The 26,086-nt window shown below is 65.6% G+C and carries 20 protein-coding genes and 1 tRNA gene; 17 read left to right on the top strand and 4 right to left on the bottom strand.

The window, feature by feature from the left end; genetic code table 11:
* Nucleotides 1-68 precede the first annotated feature (68 nt).
* Genes fdh through nrfD form a run of 3 tightly spaced genes read left to right on the top strand, consistent with a single transcriptional unit; the run spans nt 69 to nt 5,446 of the window.
* A complete protein-coding gene (fdh, locus tag AC5RWX_RS04105; protein ID WP_494097011.1) occupies nt 69-3,368 on the top strand; it encodes a formate dehydrogenase in 3,300 nt (1,099 codons plus the stop codon).
* Nucleotides 3,369-4,367, top strand: a complete 999-nt coding sequence (locus AC5RWX_RS04100) for a 4Fe-4S dicluster domain-containing protein (protein ID WP_494097010.1) — start codon at nt 3,369-3,371, stop codon at nt 4,365-4,367.
* A complete protein-coding gene (nrfD, locus tag AC5RWX_RS04095; protein WP_494097009.1) occupies nt 4,364-5,446 on the top strand; it encodes an NrfD/PsrC family molybdoenzyme membrane anchor subunit in 1,083 nt (360 codons plus the stop codon). The genes AC5RWX_RS04100 and nrfD overlap by 4 nt, the downstream gene beginning before the upstream one ends.
* A gap of 12 nt (nt 5,447-5,458) precedes the next feature.
* On the opposite strand, the gene selD is transcribed toward nrfD, so the two are convergent.
* The gene (gene selD / locus AC5RWX_RS04090) at nt 5,459-6,472 is read right to left on the bottom strand and encodes a selenide, water dikinase SelD (RefSeq protein ID WP_494097008.1); all 1,014 of its coding nucleotides are present in this window, start codon (nt 6,470-6,472) and stop codon (nt 5,459-5,461) included.
* Between the two features lie 41 nt (nt 6,473-6,513).
* Between selD and AC5RWX_RS04085 the strand changes: the two genes are divergently transcribed.
* The 6 genes from AC5RWX_RS04085 to AC5RWX_RS04060 all read left to right on the top strand — a co-directional run bounded on the left by AC5RWX_RS04085 (nt 6,514) and on the right by AC5RWX_RS04060 (nt 14,760).
* Nucleotides 6,514-6,608 (top strand) — tRNA-Sec (locus AC5RWX_RS04085).
* A gap of 36 nt (nt 6,609-6,644) precedes the next feature.
* Nucleotides 6,645-7,979, top strand: a complete 1,335-nt coding sequence (selA, locus tag AC5RWX_RS04080; RefSeq protein ID WP_494097007.1) for an L-seryl-tRNA(Sec) selenium transferase — start codon at nt 6,645-6,647, stop codon at nt 7,977-7,979.
* 1 nt (nt 7,980) lies between these two features.
* Nucleotides 7,981-9,783 (top strand): selenocysteine-specific translation elongation factor, encoded by a 1,803-nt coding sequence (gene selB / locus AC5RWX_RS04075; RefSeq protein WP_494097006.1) that lies wholly within the window; start codon nt 7,981-7,983, stop codon nt 9,781-9,783.
* 389 nt (nt 9,784-10,172) lie between these two features.
* Nucleotides 10,173-11,984, top strand: a complete 1,812-nt coding sequence (locus AC5RWX_RS04070) for an ABC transporter family substrate-binding protein (protein ID WP_494097005.1) — start codon at nt 10,173-10,175, stop codon at nt 11,982-11,984.
* Nucleotides 11,985-12,193: 209 nt separating this feature from the next.
* On the top strand, nt 12,194-13,735 hold the full coding sequence (locus AC5RWX_RS04065) for an ABC transporter permease (protein WP_493942297.1): 1,542 nt from the start codon (nt 12,194-12,196) through the stop codon (nt 13,733-13,735).
* Nucleotides 13,732-14,760: an ABC transporter permease gene (locus AC5RWX_RS04060; RefSeq protein WP_493942298.1), complete on the top strand. Its 1,029-nt coding sequence runs from the start codon at nt 13,732-13,734 to the stop codon at nt 14,758-14,760. The genes AC5RWX_RS04065 and AC5RWX_RS04060 overlap by 4 nt, the downstream gene beginning before the upstream one ends.
* Before the next feature lie 41 nt (nt 14,761-14,801).
* Here the strand turns inward: AC5RWX_RS04060 and AC5RWX_RS04055 are convergent, their stop codons facing one another.
* Entirely contained in the window at nt 14,802-15,425 is a 624-nt protein-coding gene (locus AC5RWX_RS04055; protein ID WP_493942299.1) for a PH domain-containing protein, read from the bottom strand.
* A gap of 80 nt (nt 15,426-15,505) precedes the next feature.
* Between AC5RWX_RS04055 and AC5RWX_RS04050 the strand changes: the two genes are divergently transcribed.
* The 4 genes from AC5RWX_RS04050 to AC5RWX_RS04035 all read left to right on the top strand — a co-directional run bounded on the left by AC5RWX_RS04050 (nt 15,506) and on the right by AC5RWX_RS04035 (nt 20,563).
* The gene (locus AC5RWX_RS04050) at nt 15,506-17,326 is read left to right on the top strand and encodes an ABC transporter ATP-binding protein (protein WP_494097004.1); all 1,821 of its coding nucleotides are present in this window, start codon (nt 15,506-15,508) and stop codon (nt 17,324-17,326) included.
* Between the two features lie 134 nt (nt 17,327-17,460).
* The gene (locus AC5RWX_RS04045) at nt 17,461-17,997 is read left to right on the top strand and encodes a hypothetical protein (protein ID WP_493938551.1); all 537 of its coding nucleotides are present in this window, start codon (nt 17,461-17,463) and stop codon (nt 17,995-17,997) included.
* 132 nt (nt 17,998-18,129) lie between these two features.
* Nucleotides 18,130-20,052 (top strand): translational GTPase TypA, encoded by a 1,923-nt coding sequence (typA, locus tag AC5RWX_RS04040; RefSeq protein WP_493938552.1) that lies wholly within the window; start codon nt 18,130-18,132, stop codon nt 20,050-20,052.
* A 10-nt stretch (nt 20,053-20,062) separates the two neighbouring features.
* The gene (locus tag AC5RWX_RS04035; protein WP_494097003.1) at nt 20,063-20,563 is read left to right on the top strand and encodes a hypothetical protein; all 501 of its coding nucleotides are present in this window, start codon (nt 20,063-20,065) and stop codon (nt 20,561-20,563) included.
* 22 nt (nt 20,564-20,585) lie between these two features.
* Here the strand turns inward: AC5RWX_RS04035 and AC5RWX_RS04030 are convergent, their stop codons facing one another.
* The gene (locus AC5RWX_RS04030; protein WP_493943495.1) at nt 20,586-21,080 is read right to left on the bottom strand and encodes an ArsR/SmtB family transcription factor; all 495 of its coding nucleotides are present in this window, start codon (nt 21,078-21,080) and stop codon (nt 20,586-20,588) included.
* Between the two features lie 67 nt (nt 21,081-21,147).
* Here AC5RWX_RS04030 and AC5RWX_RS04025 point away from each other — a divergent pair, with 67 nt between their 5' ends.
* On the top strand, nt 21,148-22,452 hold the full coding sequence (locus tag AC5RWX_RS04025; RefSeq protein ID WP_494097002.1) for an MFS transporter: 1,305 nt from the start codon (nt 21,148-21,150) through the stop codon (nt 22,450-22,452).
* Here AC5RWX_RS04025 and AC5RWX_RS04020 read toward each other — a convergent pair.
* Nucleotides 22,440-22,691 carry a putative acetyltransferase gene (locus AC5RWX_RS04020; protein ID WP_494097001.1) on the bottom strand — a complete coding sequence of 84 codons (252 nt, stop codon included), beginning with the start codon at nt 22,689-22,691 and terminating at the stop codon, nt 22,440-22,442. The genes AC5RWX_RS04025 and AC5RWX_RS04020 overlap by 13 nt on opposite strands.
* A 91-nt stretch (nt 22,692-22,782) precedes the next feature.
* On the opposite strand from AC5RWX_RS04020, the gene fdxA reads away from it, so the two are divergent.
* The 3 genes from fdxA to AC5RWX_RS04005 all read left to right on the top strand — a co-directional run bounded on the left by fdxA (nt 22,783) and on the right by AC5RWX_RS04005 (nt 25,685).
* Nucleotides 22,783-23,106 (top strand): ferredoxin, encoded by a 324-nt coding sequence (gene fdxA, locus AC5RWX_RS04015; RefSeq protein WP_127511272.1) that lies wholly within the window; start codon nt 22,783-22,785, stop codon nt 23,104-23,106.
* A gap of 5 nt (nt 23,107-23,111) precedes the next feature.
* On the top strand, nt 23,112-24,239 hold the full coding sequence (gene dapC, locus AC5RWX_RS04010) for a succinyldiaminopimelate transaminase (protein WP_494097000.1): 1,128 nt from the start codon (nt 23,112-23,114) through the stop codon (nt 24,237-24,239).
* 162 nt (nt 24,240-24,401) lie between these two features.
* Nucleotides 24,402-25,685, top strand: a complete 1,284-nt coding sequence (locus tag AC5RWX_RS04005) for a citrate synthase (RefSeq protein ID WP_493938560.1) — start codon at nt 24,402-24,404, stop codon at nt 25,683-25,685.
* Nucleotides 25,686-26,086: the final 401 nt, after the last annotated feature.

Genomic DNA, 26,086 nt, shown 5'->3' with positions numbered 1-26,086 from the left:
TCTGGTGGGGCCGGGTTCCCGCCATCGCACCCCTGTTGTCCGTGCATCGTTTGGGTTACTGTGGGCGCATGTCGCGGTTCAGCTTTCTGGAGTGGCCCGTTGTACGGCAGCTCAGGTCGAGTGATTCGCTCGGCCGGGGCGAGGCCGTAACGTCGCCGCGGACACGCGACATCACTCCCCGGACGTCCACCGCGGACCGTGTGGTGCAAAGCGTGTGCCCCTATTGCGCAGTGGGATGCGGCCAACGTGTCTTCGTCAAGGACGAGAAGGTCGTCCAGATCGAAGGCGACCCGGATTCGCCGATTTCCCGGGGCCGGCTCTGCCCCAAGGGATCAGCCAGCGAGCAGTTGGTCAACGCGCCGGGCAGGCAGACGCAGGTGCTGTATCGGGCACCCCATGCCAAGGACTGGCAGCACCTTGACCTGGACACCGCCGTCGACATGGTGGCCGACAGGTTCCTGGCAGCACGCCGGAACAACTGGCAGCAAAACGATGAGCACGGCCGACCGCTCCGGCGGACCATGGGCATCGCCGGGCTGGGCGGGGCAACCCTGGACAATGAAGAGAACTATCTGATCAAGAAGCTCTTCACCGCGGCGGGCGCCATCCAGCTCGAAAACCAAGCACGCATTTGACACTCCGCCACGGTTCCCAGTTTGGGAACCTCGTTTGGACGCGGCGGAGCGACGCAATCGCTCCAAGACATGGCCAATGCCGACTGCATCGTCATCCAGGGTTCCAACATGGCCGAATGCCATCCCGTTGGCTACCAGTGGGTGACCGAGGCCAAGGCGCGCGGCGCAAAGGTGATCCACGTGGACCCGCGGTTTACCCGCACTAGCGCCGTGGCCGACAAACATGTTCCGATCCGCGCGGGTTCGGACATCGTTCTGCTGGGTGCCTTGATCAACCATGTGATCAGCAACGATCTGTGGTTCAAGGAATATGTCCTGGCCTATACGAATGCGGCAACGCTGGTGGGCGAAGACTTCCGTGACACTGAGGATCTGGGCGGCCTGTTCTCCGGTTTCGAACTGGAAACCGGCCAGTACAACCTGGCTTCCTGGGCCTACGAGCGGAAACCGCAGGCAGAAGAAGCCGACGGACACGAACACGGCGCGGATACCGCGGAGCGCGCCGCCGGACACCAGTACGGCAGCGGCGGGCCGCCCCTGGGACGCCCTGATTTCGAGCAGGACCCAACGCTTGAGCACCCGCGGACGGTGTTCCAAATCCTGAAGCGCCACTACTCGCGCTACACCCCGGAAATGGTCCGGGACGCCTGCGGTATCTCGCTCGAGGATTTTGACTACCTCGCACGGGCGGTGACGGAGAACTCCGGCCGTGACCGGACCACCTGCTTTGCCTACGCCGTTGGCTGGACGCAACACACGGTGGGTGCCCAGTTCATCCGGACAGCGGCGATCCTGCAGCTCCTGCTGGGCAACATGGGCCGTCCAGGCGGCGGGATCATGGCGCTGCGCGGGCATGCCAGCATTCAAGGTTCCACCGACATCCCGACACTGTTCAACCTGCTGCCCGGCTACCTGCCCATGCCAAAGTCCGAGATGGAGACACTGCGCGATTACCTCGACGGCATTTCATCCAAGGAGCAGAAGGGCTACTGGACCGATGCCGACGCCTACACCATTAGCTTGCTCAAGGCCTGGTGGGGCGACGCGGCCACCGAAGCGTCGGACTGGGGCTACGGCTACCTTCCGCGGATCAACGGTCCGCACGGGACGTACCAGACCGTGATGAGCATGCTTGACGATGAGGTGGAAGGCTACTTTGTCTTCGGCCAGAACCCTGCCATCGGCTCCGCGAATGGCCGGATGCAGAGACTGGGCATGTCCCATTTGAAGTGGCTGGTGGTGCGCGACCTGAACCTTATTGAGACGGCGACGTGGTGGAAGGACGGACCTGAAATTGCCTCGGGGGAGTTGCGTACCGAGGATATCGGCACCGAAGTCTTCTTCTTGCCGGCCGCGACTCATGTGGAGAAGGCGGGCTCCTTCACCCAGACCCAGCGGCTGCTTCAATGGCGGCACCAGGCAGTCCGGCCGCCGGGTGATTGCCAGAGCGAACTGCAGTTCTTCTACGAGCTGGGCAAACGCCTCCGGGCCAAGCTGGCGGATTCGACCGATGAACGGGACCGGCCGCTGCTGGACCTGACCTGGGACTATCCCACCGACGAACACGGCGAGCCGGACGGCGAGGCGGTGCTCGCCGAAATCAACGGCCGCCATCTCACTGGCCCCAAGGCCGGCCAGCCGCTCTCCTCGTACACCGAGATGCGCGCCGACGGCTCGACGGCGGGCGGATGCTGGATCTATACCGGTGTCTACGCGGACGGCATCAACCACGCCGCGGACCGAAAGCCCGGGCAGGAACAAGGGCCCGTCGCCGCTGAATGGGGCTGGGCCTGGCCGGCCAACCGGCGCATTCTCTACAACCGCGCCTCGGCGGACCCCGAGGGCAAGCCGTGGAGCGAACGCAAGAAGTACGTCTGGTGGGACCCGGAGCAGCAACGGTGGACGGGCGAGGACGTCCCCGATTTCCCCCTGGACCGCGCACCGGGAAGCCGTCCGGATATTTCCCTCGGCGGCGCCGCCGCGCTGGCGGGGGACGACCCCTTCATCATGCAAGCCGACGGCAAGGGCTGGCTGTTCGCCCCGAAAGGCATGGTGGACGGTCCGCTGCCGACCCACTATGAGCCGCAGGAGTCCCCGGTGGCCAACCCGCTCTATCGACAACAACAAAACCCGGCCCGACTCATCTATCCGCGCGAAGACAACCTCAGTGCGCCGAGTGCCGGCGCCCGCGGGTCGGACATCTACCCCTACGTCTTCACCACGTACCGATTGACAGAGCACCACACAGCCGGCGGGATGAGCCGGTGGCTGCCGTACCTCTCCGAGCTCCAGCCGGAGATGTTCTGCGAAGTGTCCCCGGAGTTGGCGGCCGAACGTGGACTGGAACCTTACGGATGGGCGACCATCGTCTCGCCGCGGGCTGCCATCGAGGCCAGAGTGCTCGTGACCGAACGGATGAGGCCCTTGGTGGTGGGCGGCCGCACCATGCATCAGATTGGGCTGCCTTACCACTGGGGAGTCGGCGATGACGCCGTCGTCAGCGGTGACGCAGCCAACGATCTGCTGGGGGTGACACTTGATCCGAATGTACAGATTCAGGAGTCCAAGGCCGGATCATGCGACATTTTCCCGGGCCGGCGGCCACAGGGGCCGGCGCTTCTTGCCCTGGTCGCCGACTACCAGGCCCGCGCCGGTGTAACGCCCGAGACCGGCAGCGACAAGGTCACCGATCCCAACCGGTTGTTGGGCGACGACTCAACGAGGGAAGGCTAAATGAACCAGTTGACCGAAGCTCCGGGACACATCCCGCACACCGGACACCCGCGCAAGGGGTTCTTCACGGACACCTCGATTTGTATCGGATGCAAAGCGTGCGAAGTGGCCTGCAAAGAATGGAACCGCAACCCCCACGACTCGCAGTACGAGCTGCTTGAGTCCTCCTACGACAACACCGGCGCGCTGGGGGCTGACACCTGGCGGCATGTTGCCTTCATCGAGCAGGACCGCGAGCACATTGAACAGGCACGCGAATCAGGGCGTGCGCTCGTCAGCCTCGGCATGCCCGGCATTGGACCGCCGGGAAACTCCCATGTCGCGGAGAAGCCGTCCGGCGTGGATACGACACCCCCCGATACGCCCGATTTCCGGTGGCTGATGTCCTCCGACGTGTGCAAGCACTGCACCAACGCCGGATGCCTCGACGTGTGCCCGACCGGTGCGCTGTTCCGCACCGAGCACGGCACTGTTGTGGTGCAGGACGATGTCTGCAACGGCTGCGGCACCTGCGTAGCCGGTTGCCCGTTCGGCGTGATCGAGCGGCGCAGCGACGGCACCGCAGCACCGAAGACGCAGCGCGACTTCACCCCGGGGGAGCAGGCGCCGAAGCGCAACGTCGGCGTCGCGCAGAAATGCACGCTGTGCTACGACCGGATGGTCGATGGCCAGACTCCAGCCTGTGCCCAGGCCTGCCCGACCACCTCCATCAAGTATGGCGAGCGCGAGGAACTGGTGAGCACCGCGAAAGAGCGGGTTGCCGAGCTGCACTCGCAGGGGCTGACCGAGGCGCGCCTCTATGGCGCCAACGACGCCGACGGTGTCGGCGGCACAGGTTCGGTGTTCCTGTTGCTTGATGAACCAGAGGTATACGGTCTGCCGCCGGATCCGCGCGTGCCCACCGCCGACCTGCCGCGCATGTTCAAGCGGGCGGGGATCGCCGCTGCCGGCATGCTGGCGGCGGCCGCTGCGGCCTTCCTGGCGGGAGACCGCTCTTGAGCATCTCCGAGTTCGACAATTACCGCCCGCCCGAACCGCCCCGCCGGTCCAGGCGAGGGGGTAAACGGCGGCGCACGGGAACCGGCGACGGCTCTGCTGAAATGCCGATGGTTCCGGAGCCGGAGTTCACCTCCTACTACGGCCGGCCCGTGGTCAAACCGCCGCCGTGGGGCGACCCGATAGGCGCCTACCTCTTCCTGGGCGGCGTGGCCGGCGGCTCCGCGCTGCTTGGACTCGGCGGGCAGCTCACGGGCAGGCCGGTGCTGTGCCGCAACAGCCGTCTGGCCGCCCTGGCGTCAGTGGGGATTGGCGCTGCCGCGCTAGTCGCCGATCTGGGCAGGCCTGAACGTTTCCTCAATATGCTGCGCACCATCAAGCCCACGTCGCCGATGAGCCTGGGCTCGTGGATCCTCACAGCGTTCAGCGCCGGCGTCGGAATCTCCGCAGCTTCCGAGATCGACCGCCTGTCCGGCTCACGGCTCCCGCTGGGACCGCTCCGCGGGCTGCTGCGCGCGGTTGAGGGGCCGGCGGGCATGGAAGCGGCGTTGTTCGCCACGCCGCTCTCCGCCTACACCGCGGTTCTGCTCTCCGACACCGCCAACCCGACCTGGAACGCCGCTCGCGAAGACCTGCCCTTCGTCTTCGTGAGTTCTGCCAGTCTCGCCGCAGCCGGACTCGCCATGATCACCACCCCGGTCCACGAAGCCGGACCCGCCCGGGCGCTCGCAGTGCTGGGGGTTGCCGGTGATCTGATCGCCACCCGGGCGATGGAAAACCGCATGGACCCGGTGGCGGCCGAACCTCTCCGCGAGGGGGCTCCCGGACAAATGCTCGTATGGAGTCAGCGGCTGGCAGCCGCCGGCGGCATCGGAGTCCTGGCCGGGGGCAGGAACCGGCCGGTTGCGGCGGCCTGCGGCCTGGCCCTGCTGGCCGCCTCGGCGCTGACCCGGTTCGGCATACTGCGTGCCGGCATCCGGTCCACCGAGGACCCCCGGTACACGATCGAACCGCAGAAGAGGCGGCTCGCTGCGCGGCGGAAAGCCGGCGTGGTGCACGATTCGATCACCACCGCCGGCTAAGCCGGGGGAGCGTTAGCGCACTTCGATCCCGGACCCTGCAACTGTCTGCCCCACAACGGGGTGTCCCGGCAGCTCGCCGACCACGAGCAGCCCGCCCGAAGTCTGCGCATCCGCCAGCAGCAGGAGATCATCTTCGGTAATTCCTGCGCTCGTCCGCAGGTGTGGGCGCACCCATTCCAGATTGCGTCGGGTCCCTCCGGAGATGTAGCCGTCCCGGAGTGCTTCCCGGGCGCCGGCGACGAGGGGCACCGCGGCGCGGTCGATCACCGCACCCACCCGGGACGCGCGGCACATCTTGTAGAGGTGGCCGAGCAGTCCGAAGCCGGTGACGTCGGTTGCTGCGCGGACGCCACTGCGCAGTGCTGCGTCCGCTGCATCCCGGTTCAGCCGAGTCATCACGGCGATCGCCTCGTCGAAGACCTCACCCGTCTGTTTGTGCCGGTTGTTGAGCAGGCCCAGACCGATCGGCTTGGTCAGCGTGATCGGCAGCCCCGGCGTGGCTGCGTCGTTGCGCATGAGCTGCCCGGGTGCGGCGATTCCGGTGACTGCCATCCCGTACTTCGGTTCCGGGTCGTCGACCGAGTGCCCGCCGGTCACCGGACACGCGGCCTGCGAAGCCACATCCAGGCCGCCGCGCAGCACTTCGGTCAGCAGTTCCATCGGCAGGACGCCGCGGGGCCAACCGACCAGGTTGATCGCGCTGATCGGCCGCCCGCCCATGGCATAAATATCCGAAAGGGCGTTCGCTGCCGCAATCCGGCCCCAGTCATACGCATCGTCCACCACGGGCGTGAAGAAGTCCGCCGTCGAGAGGACTGCGAGATCCTCGCCCACCTGCACCGCGGAAGCATCGTCGCCGTTGTCGAGCCCGACGAGGACCCCGGGGTCGGCCTGGCCGGTCAAGCCGCGGACAACGTCCTCGAGTTCACCGGGCGGAATCTTGCAAGCGCAGCCTCCGCCGTGCGCGTACGTCGTGAGCCGGACGGCTTCCGCGGGTTCTTTCGTCACGCCGGCGATCGTGTTCATGGGTCCAGCATAGGAGCGACGGGCGGTGTTAGCATGCACTTGGAGGCGTCCGGGTCCTGGTGGGCCCCCCGGTCTTCAAAACCGGTGAGGCCGAGTACCTCGGCCTGGCGGGTTCGATTCCCGTCCGCTTCCGCCAACACAGCAGCTCCCATGACGCGCCGAAGGAGGGGCCGTGGGCCAGAACGACCCGCGCCGGTACATTCCGCGCACCGACCAGCTGCTTGCCCATCCCGAGCTTCGCCACGCACGGGGCCGGCTCGGCGATGATGTGATTCGTTCTACCGTGCGGGACGTGCAAGAACAGGCGCGCCGCGGCGATCTAGCCCCGTGTGACGTTGAGGCGATGGTCCTGACCACGGTAGCTTCCCGCACAGCCTCTTCACTCAGGCCGGTCCTGAACGCCACCGGGGTCATTGTCCATACCAATCTAGGACGCGCTCCGCTCTCCGATTCCGCCCGGCAAGCGCTGCTCGCGGCGGCAGGTTATGTTGACGTGGAAATGGACTTGCCCACCGGCGGCCGGTCGCGGCGCGGGGCCGGTGCACGGCAGGCTTTGCTGGACGCCTGTCCGGCTGCCGAAGACGCCCTGGTGGTGAACAACGGCGCCGCGGCCCTGGTGCTGGCCACCACCGCGCTCGCCGGTGCCGGGGGCGAGGTGGTGATCAGCCGCGGTGAACTCGTCGAGATCGGGGCGGGTTTCAGGCTTCCGGAGCTGATTGAATCGACCGGTGCCCGCTTGCGCGAGGTCGGGACCACCAACCGGACGCACCTGGCGGATTACGCCGCGGCCATCGGTACGGAGACCGGCTGCCTGCTGAAAGTGCACCCCAGCAATTTCCGGGTCAGCGGGTTCACTTCGGGCGTCGGCATCGGCCAGCTGCGCTCCCTTGCCGACGAACATCAAATTCCCTTGGTCGTGGATCTCGGCAGCGGCTTGCTCGCGCCGGACCCCATGCTGCCCGAGGAACCGGACATCTCCGGCGCGCTGGCCGCCGGGGCCGACGTCGTCATTGCCAGCGGGGACAAGCTCCTGGGCGGCCCGCAAGCAGGGCTGGTTTTGGGACGTGCCGACGTGCTGGCCCGGCTGGCCCGCCATCCGCTGGCGCGGGCGGTACGCGCGGACAAACTGACGCTGGCCGCGTTGGAAGCGACCGTCGTCGGCGAACAGACGCCGGTGGCCGCGGCCCTGCACTCCGATCCGGTGAGGCTGCGGGAGCGCACTCAGCGCCTGGCTGATGCCACCGGCGGCCAGTTGGTCGAACACGCCGGAAGGGTCGGCGGCGGGGGAGCCCCCGGGGTACCGCTGCCGGGGTGGGCAGTCCAGTTGCCCGAAGAGGTTGCCCGCCGGCTGCGCACGGCGAACCCGGCGGTGCTGCCGCGGGTCCACGGCGGTGCCTGCCTCGTCGACCTGCGCTGCGTGCCAGAGGACGACGACGAGCGCTTGGCTGCCGCGCTGCGCTCGGCACTTGCGCACGTGGATTCCCGGCCGAGAGCCGAAGGCTGCTGAGATGTTCGTGGTGGCCACCGCCGGGCACGTCGACCACGGCAAAAGTACCCTCGTGCGCGCACTCACCGGAATGGAGCCCGACCGATGGGCCGAAGAAAGGCGCCGCGGCCTGACCATAGACCTGGGGTTCGCCTGGACCCGGCTGCCGTCCGGCCGGGACGTAGCCTTCGTGGATGTGCCCGGCCACGAGCGGTTCCTCGGAAACATGCTGGCCGGCCTCGGGCCCGTCCCTGTCGTGTGTTTCGTCGTCGCCGCCGATGAGGGCTGGCAGGCGCAATCCAGCGATCACCGCGACGCCATCTCCGCGTTTGGCATCCAACACGGGGTGGTGGTGCTGACCCGCAGCGACCGCGCATTGGAGCGCACCGACGAAGTCCTTGCGCGGGTGCGCGCCGAACTGGCCGGCACCGGGCTGCACGACGCCCCGGCGGTCACCGTGTCCGCGGTTGCCGGGACCGGCTTGGATGACCTGCGCCGTGTGCTGGACCAGACGTTGGACTCGGTACCGCGCCCTGACCCCACGGCCCGGATGCGCTTATGGATTGACCGTTCCTTCAGCATCAGCGGTGCCGGCACGGTGGTCACCGGGACCCTGACGGCAGGCACCCTGAGCCAGGGGGACCGGTTGCGCCTTCACGGCCATCAGGAGGCCCGCCCGGTAGCTGTCCGCTCCCTGCACACCCGCAATCACGCGGTACCCTCTCTCGGTCCGACCAGCCGTGTGGCCGTCAATCTGCGTTCTGGTGTGCCCGCTGACGCCGTGCACCGCGGCGATGTCCTTCTCTCCGGGGACAGTTGGCCGGTTGTGGACACGATCGACGTCCGCCGGACCATGGGGACGCCGTTCGGCGACGCTCCGCGTGAACTGATCGCGCATATTGGCACGGCCGCGGTGCCGTGCCGGCTGCGGTCGTTCGACGGCGACCATGCGAGGCTCACCCTCGATCGGCAACTGCCGCTTGAGCTCGGGGATCGCCTGGTGCTTCGGACAACAGGCAGCCGGTCGGTGTCGGCGGGCGTGCAAATCCTTGACGTTGACCCGCCGGCCCTTACACGCCGCGGGGACAGCGCCAAGCGGGCGCACAGCCTCGCGGGCATGTCACCCGATGGAGACGCGCTGATCGAAGTCGCCCGCCGCGGTGCCGTCCGCGTGGGACAGTTGCGGGACATGGGCGTTGCTTCCCTCGGAAACGTCCCCGACCAAGTGCAGGCATTTGGTGACTGGTGGGTGCATAGGCCGGTCTTCGAAGCCTGGCAGCAGCGGTTGCGGCTGGCGGTCCAGGAACGTGCTCAGAAGGACCCGCTGTCGGCCGGCTTGTCCCGCGGAGCTGCCCGAGAGTTGCTGGGGCCCGAAGGCGAAGCATTGCTGGACGCGGTCGTGCTCGAGGCAGGCCTGGAGCACGACGGCGGCTTCATCCGCCTTCCGGGAACACGCAGCGATCTGGGGCCGGCAGAGGCCGCGGTGAGCGCAGTGGAGAGGGGGCTGAGGGCCGAACCATTTGCCGCGCCGGAGGCTCATGACCTGAAGAATCTCGGATTAGGCGACCGCGAGCTTGCCGCTGCCGAGCGGAGTGGACGTCTGCTGCGTTTGGCGGGCGGCGTGGTCCTGCTTCCGCAAGCACCGGCGATGGCGATGCGCGAACTGGCTCGGCTGCCGCAGCCGTTCACGACCAGTGAAGCCCGCCAAACCCTCGCCACCACCAGACGTGTGGCCGTCCCGCTGCTGGAACACCTCGATGCGCTGGGCTGGACCCGGCGCCTCGACTCCGGTCACCGCACCCTGGTGCGTCCGGCTCAGGGATAGCCGTCGGCAGCCAGTCGAATGTGTCAGCCTCCGCGAAATTCAGTTAGCGGCCGATAACTAAAGTTTGTCTCAGGCAACTGTCTTTCCGGCCGGCCCCACACAGCGGAGCCGCTTTGTTCCCTGTGTTTCCGGACTATTTCCGATGTAGCGTCCCCGTGACGGCCAGGTCTCCAACGCAGGCGGGCCGTGGCCTCAAGGTTGCATCTCGGTAACAACCGGATCTGAAGCGAAGTTTTTATACCCAACCCGGTGGGTTCCGGTTTACGCTCTAATGCGTGTGAGACATGCCACGTTCGGCGGGAAGCTCGTTGAACTTCAGGCGACGGGGTGTATGTCCGTCCCCGGCAGCACTGCCGGGGACCTTCCAGAGACAGAAACAAGGAGGCGGAATGCGTTTCGGACGTACTTCCAAAGCTATTGGTGTCGCGGCTGTTGCAGCCCTGGCCCTGAGCGCCTGCGCGACTTCGGGCGGCGGAAATTCTTCCCCCGAAGGCTCGGGCGAGTCCACCGCGGCCGGGGCCGGCGGTTCAATCAGCGTCGCTGAGACCAACGCTTTTAGCTCATTCAACTCGGATTCCGCCACGGGCAACGTCGACATCAACGGCAAGATCGCCTACATGACGCACGGCGGTTTCTACTACGTTGACAACCAGCTCAAAGTGGTCCGGAACGAAGAGTTCGGAACGTATGAGAAGGTTTCGGATGACCCGCTCGTGGTGAAGTACACCGTGAACGAAGGCGCGAAATGGTCGGACGGCAACGCGGTTGACGCCGGAGACCTGCTGCTGAACTGGTTGGTCGAGTCGGGCTATGCCAACGACGCCAAGACCGACGAGGAAGGCAACGTCACCAGCGGAACGAACTACTTCGACTTCGCCGGCGACACCAGTGGTCTGGGGCTGACTGAAATGCCCGAGATCGGCGATGACGGCCGGTCGATCACACTGACGTACTCCAAGCCGTTCGCTGACTGGGAGATTGCTTTCGGCGGCCTCAACGACGGTGGCATTGGCCTGCCGGCCCATGTGCTGGCCGAAAAGGCGGGCCTGGCCGATGAGCAGGCGCTTGTCGACCTCATCCAGGGCTTGAAGCGCGGAAACCCCGATGATCCGGCCAAGGAGAACAAGGATCTGAAGGCCGTCGCGGACTTCTGGAATACGGGCTTCGACACCAAGTCGCTGCCGACCGACGAGTCGCTGTACCTCTCCAGCGGTCCGTTCGTGGTTGATTCGATCACCCCGGACCAGTCGATCACCTTGGTTCGCAACGAGTCCTACACCTTCGGACCGAAGCCAAACGTTGACGAAGTGACCATCCGCTTCATCGGTGCCGCTCCGGACCAGGTCAGTGCCCTGAAGAACGGCGAAGTGGACATCATCGCCCCGCAGCCCTCGGCCGACACCGTTGAACTGCTGCAAGGCATTGACGGCGTCACCGTGGACGTCGAGGATCAGCTCGCCTACGACCACATCGACCTGAACTACAAGGGTGTGTTCAAGGAAGCCAGCGTCCGCGAGGCCTTCATGAAGGCCATTCCCCGCCAGGCGATCGTCGACCGGATCGTGAAGCCGCTCAAGGCGGACGCCGCACCGCTTGATTCGCAGTTCTTCGTGCCGGCCCAAGATGCCTACGAGGCATCCGCCGCCAGCAACGGCTCCGGGAACTACAAGGAAGCGGACATCGAGGGCGCCAAGAAGCTGCTCAACGGCGCCACCCCGGAAGTCCGGATCATGTACAACAAGGACAACCCGAACCGCGCCGACGCCTTCGCCCTGATTCAGGAGTCCGCCGAAAAGGCAGGCTTCAAGATTGTCGACGGCGGCTTGGGCGCCTCCGACTGGGGTGCTGCGCTGGGCAACGGAACCTACGATGCGACGATCTTCGGCTGGACCTCACCCGGCGTCGGTGTCGCGGGTGTTCCTCAGATCTTCAAGACGAATTCCGGTTCCAACTTCAACGGCTTCTCGGAGCCGGAAGCCGACAAGCTGATGGACGAGCTGATCGTCACCACCGACAAGGCGGAGCAGGACAAGCTCGTAACGCAGATCGACAAGCACGTCTGGGATTCCTTCTACGGTCTCCCGCTGTTCCAGTCCGTGGGACTCGATGCGTACAACAGTGACCGCATCGAAGGCGTGAAGTACCAGCCGAACCAGACGGGCGTTTTCTGGAACTTCTGGGAGTGGAAGGTTAAGCAGTAACCTCCCCGCCTGATCCTGAGTAAAGGCACGCAAGGCGTCGGGACCTGAGCACCTCGGTCCCGACGTCTTGCAGCTTTTACGATCCAATTCCTGCCACAAGTAGTTGGTTTTTCCCAATAGTTCTCCGCATGGGACTGCACTACTCTCATTTGTGACACCGAGGGATCCGCAAGACTTCCAGAACCACTTCAGCGAGGTTGAAAAACGCTATGGTGACCTACATTGTGCGGCGGCTCTTCACTGCCGTGCTTATTCTCCTGGGTGCCTCCTTCCTGGTCTACCAACTAACGGCCCTGTCGGGTGATCCGCTGCATGACCTGCGGGAAAGCAATTCGCCTAACAAAGAGCAGCTCATCCAGCAGCGGATCGCCCTGCTGGACCTCGGCACCCCGGCGCCGATCCGGTACTTTGGCTGGCTGGCCGGCGCGGCCAAGTGCGTCATTCCGTTCGCGGGACAATGCGATTTGGGTTATGCACTGAACGGCCAGCCGGTCACCGAAGCCCTGGGGCGGGCGATGGGAATGACCATTCTCCTGGTGACGGCAGCGGCGGTGCTCGCCATCGTCATTGGGGTTTCGCTCGGCATTATGACCGCACTGCGGCAATACAGCGCCTTGGACTACGGCGTCACCTTTATGGCTTTCCTCTTCTTTTCCCTTCCCGTGTTCTGGGTCGCCGTATTGTTGAAGGAATTCGGCGCTATTGGGTTCAACAATTTCCTCCGGGACCCAAACATTCCACTGTCATCGATCCTGATCATCGGCGTCGTCAGCGGCGCCGTGTGGTTCGTCTGCGCCAAAGGAAGCTACCTGAGAAAACTGGGGATGGCAGGGATTGGCTTCCTGCTGGCCGCCGCGGTGATGTGGGCATTGTCCGTTACGAACTGGTTCAAGACCCCGGGCCTTGGCTTGGTCGTCATTGTCATTTGCGGCATCGGAATCGCTTTCGGCGTCACGCTGCTGGCTGCAGGCCTGAAGAACCGCAAAGCCCTTTACGCGGCGCTGATCTCCGTGGGCATCGGCGTCGTGGTCTACTTCCCGATCCAACCGCTCCTGGCGCAGGCCACCGGGCTGATGATCTTCTTGCTGGCCCTTGCCACCATCTTGGTGGGATTGGCGGTCGGCTGGCTGATGGGCGGCTACGACCGCCGCCAGAGCATGAACGCCGCTGCCATCACCTCGTTCCTGGTCGGCGGCGTCATCCTGCTGGACCGGTTCATGCAGGCCTGGCCGGCCTACTTCAGCAACGGCAGGATCAACGGGCGGCCGATTGCCACCATCGGATCCGAAACTCCGAACCTGCAAGGGGACTACTGGGTCCACGGGCTGGATACCTTCACCCACTTGCTGCTGCCGACCGTGGCACTGCTGCTGATCTCACTCGCGTCCTACAGCCGCTATGCGCGCTCCTCCATGCTGGAAATCATGAACATGGACTACATCCGCACCGCCAGGGCCAAAGGATTGAGCGAACGGACAGTGGTCATGCGGCATGCCTTCCGCAACGCGCTGATCCCCATCGCCACCATCGTCGCTTTCGACATCGGCGGTTTGATCGGCGGTGCCGTGATTACCGAGCAGGTGTTCGCGTTTGCCGGCATGGGTCAGCTGTTCGTCCTGTCCCTGGCCCGGACCGATCCGAATCCGGTGATGGGTGTCTTCCTGATCACCGGCATTCTGGCTCTGGTTTTCAACCTAGTCGCGGACCTGGTCTACTCCGCGCTTGATCCGCGAGTGAGGGTAAAGGCATGAGTGCCACGTCAACGAAGCCTGTAGCCGCAACCGACGAAACCAAGGCGGGGCTCAGCCAGGGCCAGATTGTTCGGAAGCGTTTCCTCGGGAATACGGCTGCAGTGATCAGCCTGGTGCTTTTCGCCCTGATCCTGCTGGTCGCCTACTCATCCAGTGGAATGTTCGGACTGCCGGGCTGGTGGAAGTACACGCACAACGGCGTCAATGACCTGGTCAATGGCGGCCGACCGACTTTGCAGCTTTTCCCCGTGAGCCTGGGCGAGCACCCGTTCGGCCAGGACCGGTTGGGTCGCGACACCTTTGCCCAGACCATGCGCGGCGTGCAGGTTTCAGTGGCGGTCATGTTCCTGATCGGGATAGTGGGCGGGGCCATCGGCGTCGTGGTCGGGGCATTGTCCGGCTACTTCCGGGGCTGGACTGAAGCGGTGCTGATGCGGCTGACTGACGTCGTGATCGTGATTCCGTTGATCATCATCGCCGCCGTGATGGGACAGGTGGCCGGCCGCTCCGTCGGCGCCGACGTCCAGCCGTACTTCCTGGGCCTCTTTGTGGGCGCAGTGGTGTGGACCGGGCTGGCACGTCTGGTGCGCGCCGAATTCCTCTCCCTGCGTGAGCGGGAATTCGTCGACGCTGCACGGATCGCCGGCGCCTCCAACGCCCGGATTATCTTCAAACACATCCTGCCGAACGCCGTCGGCGTCATCATCGTCTCGGTGACGTTGAGCATGTCTGCAGCGATCCTGCTGGAGACCAGCCTGTCCTATATCGGGATGGGTGTGAAGGCGCCGGACGTGTCGTTGGGCTTGCTGATCAGCCAGAACCAGGAAGCCTTCCAGACCCGTCCGTGGCTGTTCTGGTGGCCGGGTCTGTTCATTGTGGCCATCTGCCTGTGCATCAACTTCATCGGCGATGGGCTGCGCGACGCATTCGACCCACGGCAAAAGAAGTTCAATGCCAAGCGGGCGAAGGCGGCTGCGGTTTCCGCCCACCCGGAGACCGGAACCACCCAGACAACGGGCGTCTAGAGATGCACACCCGACGCCTTCCCGGCCAGTTGCGGTGCCGCTCAGCGGGCCAGCGTTACGGCGCTGAGCAGTACCAGGACGGTTCCAGTGACGAGCACCGCCCAGTTCGGCGTGCGGCCTACCGGGGCGTTGTCGGCTTCGCCGATGCTGATCCTGTCCGCGGCCAGAAGTTCCGCCCAGCGTTTCCGGACCTGGTAGGCTGCCGCCCCCGAATCGGAATTGGCGAGATCGCCGGGGCGGATCGACTGCGCCGGCCCGTAGGTGGTCTCCGGAAGTCCCTGCACGTGATCGGTGCGGGCGCGGTGGACGCCGAACATTCCGGGAGCCGGAGCAGCCCACGAGCTGTACTTCCCGCGCGGCGTGACCAAGGTCAGCGCGTACTTGGTGTCCACCGTTACCAAGGCGTTCCAGGGGACGGAGAGGGTCCGGACCGGATTGCGCAGCACCACGCCGTCGTCGGCGATGACGACGACGGGGTACCAAGCCAGCCACCAGGTCAGATAAGCGATGGTCAGCAGTGGCCAAGAACCGAGCAGACTGCCCGGCCCGTGGCTAAGCACCGAGGACACGAGGCTGACCGCCACGATCGCCCAGACGACGCCGGTGAACCAGATGGCCGAGCGCGGACGGAAGACCGTAAAGCTGGCAGCAGCAGACGTTGTCATTCCCCCATAGTTTCAGGACTGGCGACCAGTTCTCCACTAGCATCAACCAACTGCGACAGGTTGGAAGGGAATCACCAGCTATGACCGAAATCATCGATCCGACGCTGCCGGCAGGAAGCGTGGAGACGGCCCGCGGTTCAGCACCCGTCCTGGAGGTCACCAACCTCAGCGTGGACTTTGGCGTGGACAAGGAATGGGTGCCGGCCGCAATCAACCTCACCTACGACGTCAAAGCAGGCGAGGTCCTCGCCATCGTGGGCGAATCCGGCTCCGGCAAGAGCGCCAGTTCCATGGCGCTGCTGGGCCTGTTGCCCTCCAATAGCCGCGCCACCGGGAGCGTGAAGCTCAACGGACGCGAAATCCTCGGCCTGAGCGGCTCCAAGCTCCGGCAGGTCCGCGGCAATGACGTGGCCGTGATTTTCCAGGAACCGATGACGGCGATGAACCCGGTGTACACCATCGGGTTCCAGATCGTGGAAACGCTGCGTCTGCACAACGCGATCTCCCCGGAAGAAGCCAAGCAGCGGGCGCTGCGGATGCTGGAGTTGGTCGAGTTGCCCGACCCGGAAAAGGCCTTCCGGTCCTATCCGCACCAGCTCTCCGGCGGCCAGCGGCAGCGCGCCATGATTGCCCAGTCGCTTTCCTGCGATCCGAAACTGCTCATTGCCGATGAACCCACCACTGCGCTGGACGTCACGGTTCAGGCCGAGATCCTGGATCTGATGCGCAATCTGCGCAACAAGCTGGACAGCGCGATTGTGCTGATCACCCACGACATGGGCGTGGTGGCCGACCTGGCGGACAAGATCGCCGTGATGCGCCGCGGCCGGATCGTGGAGACCGGGACCGCGGTGGAGATTTTCAACAATCCTCAGCATGAATACACCCAGGCGCTGCTGGCCGCCGTCCCGCACTTGGGCGGCGGCTCCGACAACGACGCCGAAGTGGACATAACAGCGGCCTTGGCCGCGGCGACCGGAGCCTCACTCAGTATCAACGAAACCGAACTGCAACGGCGCGAACGTGAGAACGCCGAAGCTCTGGCACAGTCACGCCACGGAGTGACAACCGGCGATGCCGTGCTTGAACTGGCCAACGTGGCCATCGAATATCCCAAACAGGGGCGCGTCCCGGCCTTCCGGGCAGTGGAAGGCGCCAACCTGTCCATCTTCCCCGGTCAAGTTGTCGGTCTGGTGGGGGAGTCCGGCTCGGGCAAAACGACCATCGGACGCGCCGCCGTCGGGCTGCTGCCCGTCGCGGAGGGCTCGCTGCGCGTGGTGGGGCAGGAAATCGCCGGCGCGCGGCCCAAGCAACTGCACGCGCTGCGACGCAAGGTGGGCATGGTGTTCCAGGACCCCTCGTCCTCGCTGAACCCGCGGCTGCCGATCGGCGAAAGCATTGGCGAGCCCATGTACTTGGCCGGCGTCGCGAAGGGGGGCGCCCTGCAGCGGAGGATCGAGGCGCTGCTGGACCAGGTGGAGCTGCCGCGCGCCTACCGCAACCGTTATCCGCACGAACTCTCCGGTGGCCAAAAGCAGCGCGTCGGCATCGCCCGGGCACTGTCGCTGGAGCCCAAACTGATGGTGGCGGACGAACCCACCTCCGCACTGGACGTGTCGGTCCAAGCCACGGTGCTGGAGCTGTTCCAGAACCTGCAGCGGGAACTGGGCTTCGCCTGCCTGTTCGTCACACACGACCTGGCTGTCATCGACGTGTTGGCGGACCGGATTTGCGTTATGCGGCACGGCCGGATCGTTGAGCAGGGCACCCGGGACGAGATTCTGCGCAACCCGCAGGAACTGTACACCCAGCGGCTGCTGGCGGCGGTGCCGCTGCCAGATCCCGAGAAGCAGCGCGAACGCCGCGAACTACGGGCCCTGCTGCTGGCCGCCGGCGACTGAAGCAACCAGGAATTCCGCTATCCATAGTGTGGCGCCCCTGCCCACGACGCAGTGACGGGCAGGGGTTCAGCCCGCCCCGGCCGGTGCCTCAGTTGATCGCACCGGCCGGGCCATCGTTCACGTCAGGAGTGTCAGTGGTTCGCAGCATCAACATCGAGGCGATCGAAAAAGGCATCGGCTCCAGCTGGTCCAAGGTCGAGGACTTCCTGGCCGGCATCGATGCCGCAACGCTCAGCCACAAGGAGATCGCCCGTGCCTTAGATGAGTCCGGCCTGGCCGAGGGGTGGTGGGCACAGTCGGCGACAGTGGCCTTCGAACAGCAGATCGGCCGCCGCCAGCCGGGCCAGGACTGCGACGGCGAGTTCCAGACCTCGGTGAGCAAGACGGTCCGCGGCAGCATGGACCAGGCGCGGGACATGTGGGTTGCCGCGGTTGGCGGCGCGGAGGAATTCTCCGGCATCGCGGTGACCCGCGGCCCCGAGCTGAGCGACACCGCAAAATGGCGCTACTGGCGCTGCGGCTTGGCTGACGGGTCCCGGGTCAACGTGCACATCTACGAGAAGGCAGCGGGCAAGTCCTCCGTCGGCCTGCAGCATGAACGGCTGGAGTCGGTGGAGCAGCTCGATCACTGGCGTGCCTTCTGGAAGGCCAAACTCGGCGAGCTGGCCTAACAACTCGAGGTCTCCGTTAGGCCATCAGTGGCACGGCGGATTACAATGGAGTGCCTACCCGCATCCGGGCACGGCGCTGGCTGTCCGATATTAGGCCCAGGTTCCATGTAATCCACGGAAGAGTAATCCCGCATGTCTGAAACCACCGCATCGACGCAGAGCGCCGTTCGCAGCGACCTTCGCAACGTCGCCATCGTAGCCCACGTCGACCACGGGAAGACCACCCTCGTGGACGCCATGCTGAAGCACACAGGTGCCTTCTCCAGCCACGGCGAAACCGAAGAGCGCGTCATGGACTCCGGGGAACTGGAACGTGAAAAGGGCATTACCATCCTGGCCAAGAACACCACCGTGTTCTACTCCGGTCCGGCCGCCCAGGGCGAAACCATCACCATCAGCGTGATCGACACCCCGGGCCACGCCGATTTCGGCGGCGAGGTGGAGCGCGGCCTGTCCATGGTGGACGGCGTGGTCCTGTTGGTTGATGCTTCCGAGGGCCCGCTGCCGCAGACCCGTTTTGTGCTGCGCAAAGCGCTGGCCGCCAAGCTCCCCGTTATCCTGGTGGTCAACAAGACCGACCGTCCGGACGCCCGCATCGACGCCGTCGTTGCCGAAGCGATGGACCTGCTGCTGGGCCTGGCCTCCGACCTGGCCGACGAAGTCCCCGATCTGGACTTGGACGCCGTCCTCAACGTTCCCGTGGTCTACGCCTCCGGCAAGGCCGGCCGCGCCTCGCTGACCCAGCCCGCCGACGGCACCCTGCCGGAGGACGAGGACCTGGAGCCCCTGTTCGCTACCATCATGGAGCACGTCCCCGCCCCGTCCTACAACCCGGACGGCGTGCTGCAGGCCCACGTGACCAACCTTGACGCTTCCCCGTTCCTGGGCCGCCTGGCGCTGCTGCGCATCTACAACGGCACCCTGCAGAAGGGGCAGACTGTGGCCTGGGCCCGCCAGGACGGCCAGTTGAAGAACGTCCGGATCTCCGAACTGCTGGCCACCAAGGGACTGACGCGTGTTCCGGCCGAATCAGCGGGCCCGGGCGAGATCGTCGCCGTCGCCGGCATCGAGGACATCACCATCGGTGAAACCCTGACCGACGCCGAGAACCCGCAGCCGCTGCCGCTCATTACGGTGGACGATCCGGCCATCTCGATGACCATCGGCATCAACACCTCGCCGCTGGCCGGCAGGGTCAAGGGAGCCAAGGTGACCGCCCGCCAGGTCAAGGACCGGCTGGACAAGGAGCTGGTGGGCAACGTCTCGCTGAAGGTGCTGCCGACCGAGCGTCCGGACGCTTGGGAGGTCCAGGGCCGCGGCGAGCTGGCACTGGCCATCCTGGTGGAGCAGATGCGCCGTGAAGGTTTCGAGCTGACCGTGGGCAAGCCCCAGGTGGTCACCAAGACCATCGACGGCAAGGTGCATGAGCCGATGGAGCACATGACCATCGACGTGCCCGAAGAATACCTCGGCGCGGTGACCCAGTTGATGGCCGCCCGCAAGGGCCGCATGGTCAATATGGCCAACCACGGCACCGGTTGGGTCCGGATGGAATTCATCGTTCCGGCCCGCGGCCTGATTGGCTTCCGCACCCGGTTCATGACCGAAACCCGTGGCGCCGGCATCGCCGCGTCCATCTCCGAGGGCTACGAGCCGTGGGCCGGGCCGATCGAATACCGCACCAACGGTTCGATGGTGGCCGACCGCGCCGGCGTGGTCACACCGTTCGCGATGATCAACCTGCAGGAGCGCGGCTCCTTCTTCGTGCAGCCCACCTCGGAGGTCTACGAAGGCATGATCGTCGGCGAGAACTCGCGCGCGGATGACATGGACGTGAACATCACCAAGGAAAAGAAGCTCACCAACATGCGTGCCGCTTCCTCGGATAGCTTCGAGAACCTCACGCCGCCGCGGACACTGACGCTGGAAGAGTCGCTCGAATTTGCCCGCGAGGACGAGTGCGTCGAGGTCACGCCGGAGGCGATCCGGATCCGCAAGTTGGTCCTGGACGCGAACGAGCGGCTCAAGGCCGCCCGGGCGCGCGCCAGGGCATAAACTGGACCGTATGACAGAGCAGAGGCAACCCGCCGGAGACCACGGCGGGTTGCCTTCCGCTCTTAACCAACCCGGCCAGGCGCCGGAACGGCGTGAGGCACGACGGCGGCGTCCCCCCTTTCAGGGCTGGGGCACCGCTGTTTTCGGTGCGGTGGTGACGGCGGTCGTGGGGACGGCCCTGCACTCGCAGATTCTCTATGCGGAGGGCGCCAGCTATCCGTGGGGAGCCGCAGCCGCTCTGCTGTTCGCCCTCGCGGTGATGGTCTGGGCCGGGCTCAAGGCCAGCAACGTCTTGATAGCCGGCCTGACGGGTGTTCTCTCGTACGTTCTTGTGGGCCTGATGGCCTTGGCCCCGGGAACCGAGCCTCTGATTGTCACGGGGACCTCCGCAGCGGTGGAACTGCCCATTGCTGTGGCGGGCCGGATCTGGATGATCGGACTGGTTCCGGCCACGCTTGCCGCGATGCTGGTCTGCATCTGGGCGCTGAAACCGCGGCCGGCCAAAGCCTGATCCGTCCGCGGGCGGGTGGTGCTCAGTTGGCGGTTTGGTCCAGATGGTGGGCCATGAAGATTGAGGTTGCGGTCCCGTCTTCGTCGGCGGGCAGCATCGCGTACTCCTCAAAGATGGCATGGATCTTCGCCAGCATCTCCTTGCGGTGCGCGTCGTTCAGCTTGATGCCCATTCGCGTCGTTTCGATCTCGTCCGGGGCAAGCCCTTCGATCTCCTGCAGGAAGGTCTCCACCAGCACGGGTGCCGCGTCCGGCATCTTGGCGCCCCAGGACATCCGGGTTGCCCGGTAGGGGACTTCCTTGGCGCCCCGGTTGCCCTTGCGCGGCGCCTCGGCCTCCAAAAAGCCGGTGTTGAGCAGTGTGCGCACATGGTGCAGCGACGTGGCCGGATTCAGGCCGAGCAGTTCCGCGATTTCCTTGTTGGTCCGGGACCGGTGCAGGCAGAGCCGGAGAATACGCAGCCTGACCGGTGAGCTGAGCGCCCGCCCGGTGGCTTGCAGGTCCTGATCCGAAGGCATGCCTCCAGCATACGGCACCGCCGGCATAATGATTGACTTTCCCCAATCGCTGGCCGAGACTGTGACGGTGACCGAGCCGCCTGCCCCGGATGCTGCCGAAGCCGAACCTTCCGCGCTGCGGGGAGCACCGCCGTCGTTATGGCGGGACAGAAACTTCACCGCCTTCTGGTCAGCCCAGACCATCAGCCAATTCGGGGTGCAGATTGGTCATCTGGCCATGCCGGTGCTCGCGGTGGTCATTCTTGGCGCCAGCGAATTCCATCTGGGCGTGCTCAATGCCAGTGCCACTGCAGCCTTCCTGCTGATGGGGCTGCCGGCCGGAGCGTGGGTGGACCGCTGGCTTAAGCGGCAGGTGATGATCACGGCGGACCTGGTGCGGGCCGCCGCCATGCTGTCCGTGCCGCTGCTGTGGTGGATGGACTCGCTGGAGATGTGGCACCTGTTCGCGGTAGCGGGGGTGCTGGGCATCGCCACCGTGTTCTTCGATGTGGCGTACCAGAGTTATGTGCCGGTGCTGGTGCGCAACGAACAGGTTCCGGAGGCCAATTCGAAGCTGGAGAGCACCGCCCAGTTGGCGAGGATGGGCGGGCCGGCGGCGGGCGGCGGTCTGCTACAGGTGATCGCGGCACCGCTGCTGTTCCTGGCGGACACCGTGGGCTATCTCTTCTCGGCGCTGTTCCTGGCCCGTACCCGGGACCGAGAAGCGCGTGCGTCCCGGCACGACCGGCGACCGCTGGCCGTCGAAATCAAGGAGGGGCTGGGCTTCGTGGTACGGCATCCGCTGATCAGCCGGATAGCTGCCTGCACGGGCCTCACGAATTTCTTTGCGGGTTTGGCGTCCACGCTTTTTCCCCTCCTGGTGCTCCGCGAGCTGGGCCTGGGAGCGGGCTCGCTGGGGCTGGTCTATTCGGTGGCTGCGGCCGGGGGACTGCTGGGCGCGGTGGCGGCGCCCAGGTTGGCCAGGGTAACCGGTGAGGGAGCCCTGATTCCGCTGGCCAGCATCGCCTCGGCGGTCTTCCTGCTGGCGATGCCGTTGTCGGTGCTGATGCCGGACAACACCTCGGCGCTGGTCCTGTTGGTGGTCGGCGAGGCCGGCCTCTCCTTCTGCTCGCTGGTCTACAACGTGATGCAGGTGACCATGCGCCAGCGGGTGTGCCCGCCCCGGCTGCTAGGGAGAATGAACGCCTCAATCCGGTTTGTGGTGTACGGCGTGCTGCCGCTCGCCGGGCTGCTGGCCGGCGTGCTGGGCCAGTTCATCGGTTTGGTGCCCACCCTGTGGATCGGTGCAGCCGGCTCCTTCCTCGCGGCGGCGCCGGTGCTGTTCTCGCCGCTGTGGTCCCTGCGCCAGCTGCCGGACAGCTACGAGGCCTGACCGCGGGCCCGCGGGCCGCGCCGCGGCGGTGCGGGCGGTACCTGCTTGGCTGCGGTCACCGCGGACAGCGGGACAACGATGTCGCCGCGCCGCGCCGTCCTGACCGTGCAGCTGTCGGCATCCGCTGCCAGCAATTCACCCAGCGCGTCCGTCAACCCGCCATCAATCCGGTAGCGGACCACCACCCGCGTTCCGGGTGTGGCCGAGGCAAGGAAGGCGGCGGCAGTAGCGGGGATCACGTGACCATCCTAGAGGTGCGGCCTCCGGCTGGGGAGATAATGGTCGCAAGCGATACGCTAGGGCTAACTGTTCAGAAAGGTGCTGACGGACGTGACGTACGTAATCGCACAGCCGTGCGTGGATGTAAAAGACAAGGCATGTATTGAAGAATGCCCGGTGGACTGTATTTATGAAGGTGAACGGTCCCTGTACATCCATCCGGATGAATGCGTCGACTGCGGTGCGTGTGAGCCGGTGTGCCCGGTGGAGGCTATCTACTACGAGGATGACACTCCCGAGGAGTGGGCCGACTACTACAAGGCGAACGTCGAATTCTTCGACGACTTGGGCTCCCCAGGCGGCGCCGCCAAGCTGGGCAACACGCACAAGGACCACCCGCTGATTGCCGCGCTTCCGCCGCAGAACCAAGACTGAACTCGATGAGTTCTTTCGGCCTGCAACTGCCGGAGTACCCCTGGGATGCGATGGCACCCTACGCGCACAAGGCGGCAGAGCACCCCGGCGGCGCAGTGAACTTGTCCATCGGCACGCCGGTTGACCCCACTCCGGCCGTTATCCGCGAGGCCTTGACCGGGGCGGCCGACGCCCCGGGCTATCCGACCACGCACGGCACCGCCGAACTGCGCGAAGCGATAGCGGATTGGTTTGCCCGCCGTCGCAATGTTCCCGGAATGGACCCGGAGGCGATCATGCCCACGGTCGGTTCCAAGGAACTGGTCGCCTGGCTGCCCACGCTGCTGGGACTGGGCGAGGGCGACGTGGTGGTGCGGCCCGTCGTGGCCTATCCCACCTACGACATCGGCGCCATCCTGGCCGGAGCCACCCCGGTGGCCTCCGACAGCCTGGCCGACCTGGACCCGCAGACCAGAAGCCGGGTGAAGCTGGTGTGGGTCAACTCGCCGGGAAACCCCACCGGCATTGTCCGCGACCAGGACCAACTGCGCGCCCTGGTGGAGGACGCCCGGAGGCTCGGCGCCGTCGTCGCTTCCGACGAATGCTACGCGGAACTGGGCTGGGGCAGGTGGGACACTGCGCGCAGCGGACAGACCGTTCCCAGCGTGCTGGATCCCGCGGTGGCGCAGGGCTCGCACCAGGGCCTGCTGTGCACTTATTCGCTCAGCAAACAATCGAACCTCGCCGGCTACCGGGCGGCCTTCCTGGCCGGAGACCCGGAGCTGATGCCCAACCTGATCAACAGCCGCAAGCACGCGGGCATGATCGTGCCGTTCCCGGTGCAGGCCGCGATGCGTGCCGCGCTGCAGGACGACGCGCACGTGCAGGCCCAGAAGGACCTGTACCGGGCCCGGCGGGAGCGGCTGTTGCCGGCGCTGGAGAAGTTCGGTCTGCAGATCCAGCATTCAGAGGCCGGGCTGTACCTGTGGGGGACCGCGGGAGAAGATACATGGACAACCGTGGGCCGCTTTGCCGAACTGGGCATCGTGATCGGTCCCGGGGTGTTTTACGGCGAAGCCGGAAACGGCTACGTCCGGGTGGCGCTGACCGGCAGCGACGAACGCATCGACGCCGCCGTCGAGCGGCTTTCCTGACCTTGCGCAGGCGGCCGCTGACTGTGGATGTGAACAAAAATGTGAGTCCCGGATTAGATATATCGGTGACTGTGCGGGTAGCGTTTTACCCGAGTATGTGCATGCTCAGTGCTACAAGCGCCCGGCGTGCCGTTAGCTTCTAAACCTCCTGAAGGGGACTCAATGACTGAGAGCACCGGTGCCACGCTGCACTTTGATGGCGGCGAACTCGAACTCCCACGGCTCAAGGCGGCCGAAGGCAACGACGGCTATGACGTATCCAAGCTGCTCAAGCAGACCGGCGCCGTCACCTTCGATCCCGGATTCATGAACACCGCGGCGACCACCTCTGCCATCACCTACATCGACGGCGACGCCGGTGTGCTCCGCTACCGCGGCTACCCGATCGAGCAGCTTGCCGAGCACTCGTCCTTCCTGGAAGTGTCCTACCTGCTGATCTACGGCGAACTGCCCACGCCCACCGAGCTGGAAACCTTCGACCACAAGATCCGCCGCCACACGCTGCTGCATGAGGAGCTGAAGGGCTTCTTCGGTGGGTTCCCGCGCGATGCCCACCCGATGCCGGTGCTGTCCTCCGCGGTCAGCGCGCTGTCCACCTTCTACCAGGACTCGCTGGATCCGTTCGATGACGAGCAGGTGGAACTTTCCACCATCCGCCTGATGGCCAAGCTGCCGGTGATCGCCGCCTACGCGCACAAGAAGTCCATCGGTCAGGCGCTGCTGTACCCGGACAACTCCATGAACCTGGTGGAGAACTACCTGCGGTTGAGCTTCGGCCTGCCGGCCGAGCCCTACGAGCTGGACCCGACCGTGGTCAAGGCGCTGGACCTGCTGCTGATCCTGCACGCAGACCACGAGCAGAACTGCTCCACGTCCACGGTGCGTCTGGTGGGCAGCTCGAACGCCAACATGTTCGCGTCCGTCTCCGCCGGAATCAACGCCCTGTTCGGGCCGCTGCATGGCGGCGCCAACGAGGCCGTGCTGAACATGCTCCGCCAGATCCAGGCCAGCGGCCAGGCCCCGGAGCAGTTCATGGAGAAGGTCAAGAACAAGGAAGAAGGCGTGCGCCTGATGGGCTTCGGGCACCGCGTCTACAAGAACTACGATCCGCGCGCCCGCCTGGTCAAAGCCACGGCGCACGAGATCCTGGGCAAGCTCGGCGGCAACGATGAGCTGCTGGACATCGCCATGCGCCTGGAAGAGAAGGCGCTGGCGGATGACTACTTCATCGAGCGCAAGCTGTACCCGAACGTGGACTTCTACACCGGCCTGATCTACAAGGCCATGGGCTTCCCGGAGAAGATGTTCACCGTGCTGTTTGCCATCGGCCGCCTGCCCGGCTGGATTGCCCAGTGGCGCGAAATGATCAAGGATCCGCAGACCAAGATCGGCCGCCCGCGCCAGCTGTACACGGGTGCCCAAGAGCGCCAGTACCCGGCCCGCTAGGCCCCCGCCGGTGGTCGACCAAGCGAGCGCCAGCGAGCGCGTGGAGACCACCCCGCCTTAATCGCGGAACGGCCCCCGGAGCAATCCGGGGGCCGTTGGTTTATCCGGGAGGAGCAGGGTGTTATCGTAAGCGCGCATCGCCGAGCGAGGAACGAGCGCAAGAGAGCAGCGAGGGACCCGGCCTGAGCTTGCGAAGGTCGGGAAGCTGCGAACGGCTAAGCGCGTCGATGACACCCTGCTCCATCAAACCCGAGTCAGCTGGCGTAGCCGGTGGACGTGCGAGCCGTCGCGCCAGGTCAGGGTTTCTCCGCCAGATCACCGGTTGCAACAGATCACTTCGCAGAGAAGGGGTAATCTCGACGCGAGATCACCGGCTGCTGCCCCCGAGGTGGACGCTATAC

The organism is Arthrobacter sp. SPT-J7, from assembly GCF_059089965.1.
Note: the sequence above shows the minus strand (reverse complement) of the source record. Positions and strands in the feature narration are given on the sequence as shown.

Coding starts and splice junctions, on each gene's coding strand:
- AC5RWX_RS04100 (WP_494097010.1), top strand. CDS start 3,369: ATGAACCAGTTGACCGAAGCTCCGGGACACATCCCGCACACCGGACAC.
- selD (WP_494097008.1), bottom strand. CDS start 6,472: ATGAACACGATCGCCGGCGTGACGAAAGAACCCGCGGAAGCCGTCCGG.
- selB (WP_494097006.1), top strand. CDS start 7,981: ATGTTCGTGGTGGCCACCGCCGGGCACGTCGACCACGGCAAAAGTACC.
- AC5RWX_RS04070 (WP_494097005.1), top strand. CDS start 10,173: ATGCGTTTCGGACGTACTTCCAAAGCTATTGGTGTCGCGGCTGTTGCA.
- AC5RWX_RS04065 (WP_493942297.1), top strand. CDS start 12,194: ATGGTGACCTACATTGTGCGGCGGCTCTTCACTGCCGTGCTTATTCTC.
- AC5RWX_RS04060 (WP_493942298.1), top strand. CDS start 13,732: ATGAGTGCCACGTCAACGAAGCCTGTAGCCGCAACCGACGAAACCAAG.
- AC5RWX_RS04055 (WP_493942299.1), bottom strand. CDS start 15,425: ATGACAACGTCTGCTGCTGCCAGCTTTACGGTCTTCCGTCCGCGCTCG.
- AC5RWX_RS04050 (WP_494097004.1), top strand. CDS start 15,506: ATGACCGAAATCATCGATCCGACGCTGCCGGCAGGAAGCGTGGAGACG.
- typA (WP_493938552.1), top strand. CDS start 18,130: ATGTCTGAAACCACCGCATCGACGCAGAGCGCCGTTCGCAGCGACCTT.
- AC5RWX_RS04035 (WP_494097003.1), top strand. CDS start 20,063: ATGACAGAGCAGAGGCAACCCGCCGGAGACCACGGCGGGTTGCCTTCC.
- AC5RWX_RS04030 (WP_493943495.1), bottom strand. CDS start 21,080: ATGCCTTCGGATCAGGACCTGCAAGCCACCGGGCGGGCGCTCAGCTCA.
- dapC (WP_494097000.1), top strand. CDS start 23,112: ATGAGTTCTTTCGGCCTGCAACTGCCGGAGTACCCCTGGGATGCGATG.
- AC5RWX_RS04005 (WP_493938560.1), top strand. CDS start 24,402: ATGACTGAGAGCACCGGTGCCACGCTGCACTTTGATGGCGGCGAACTC.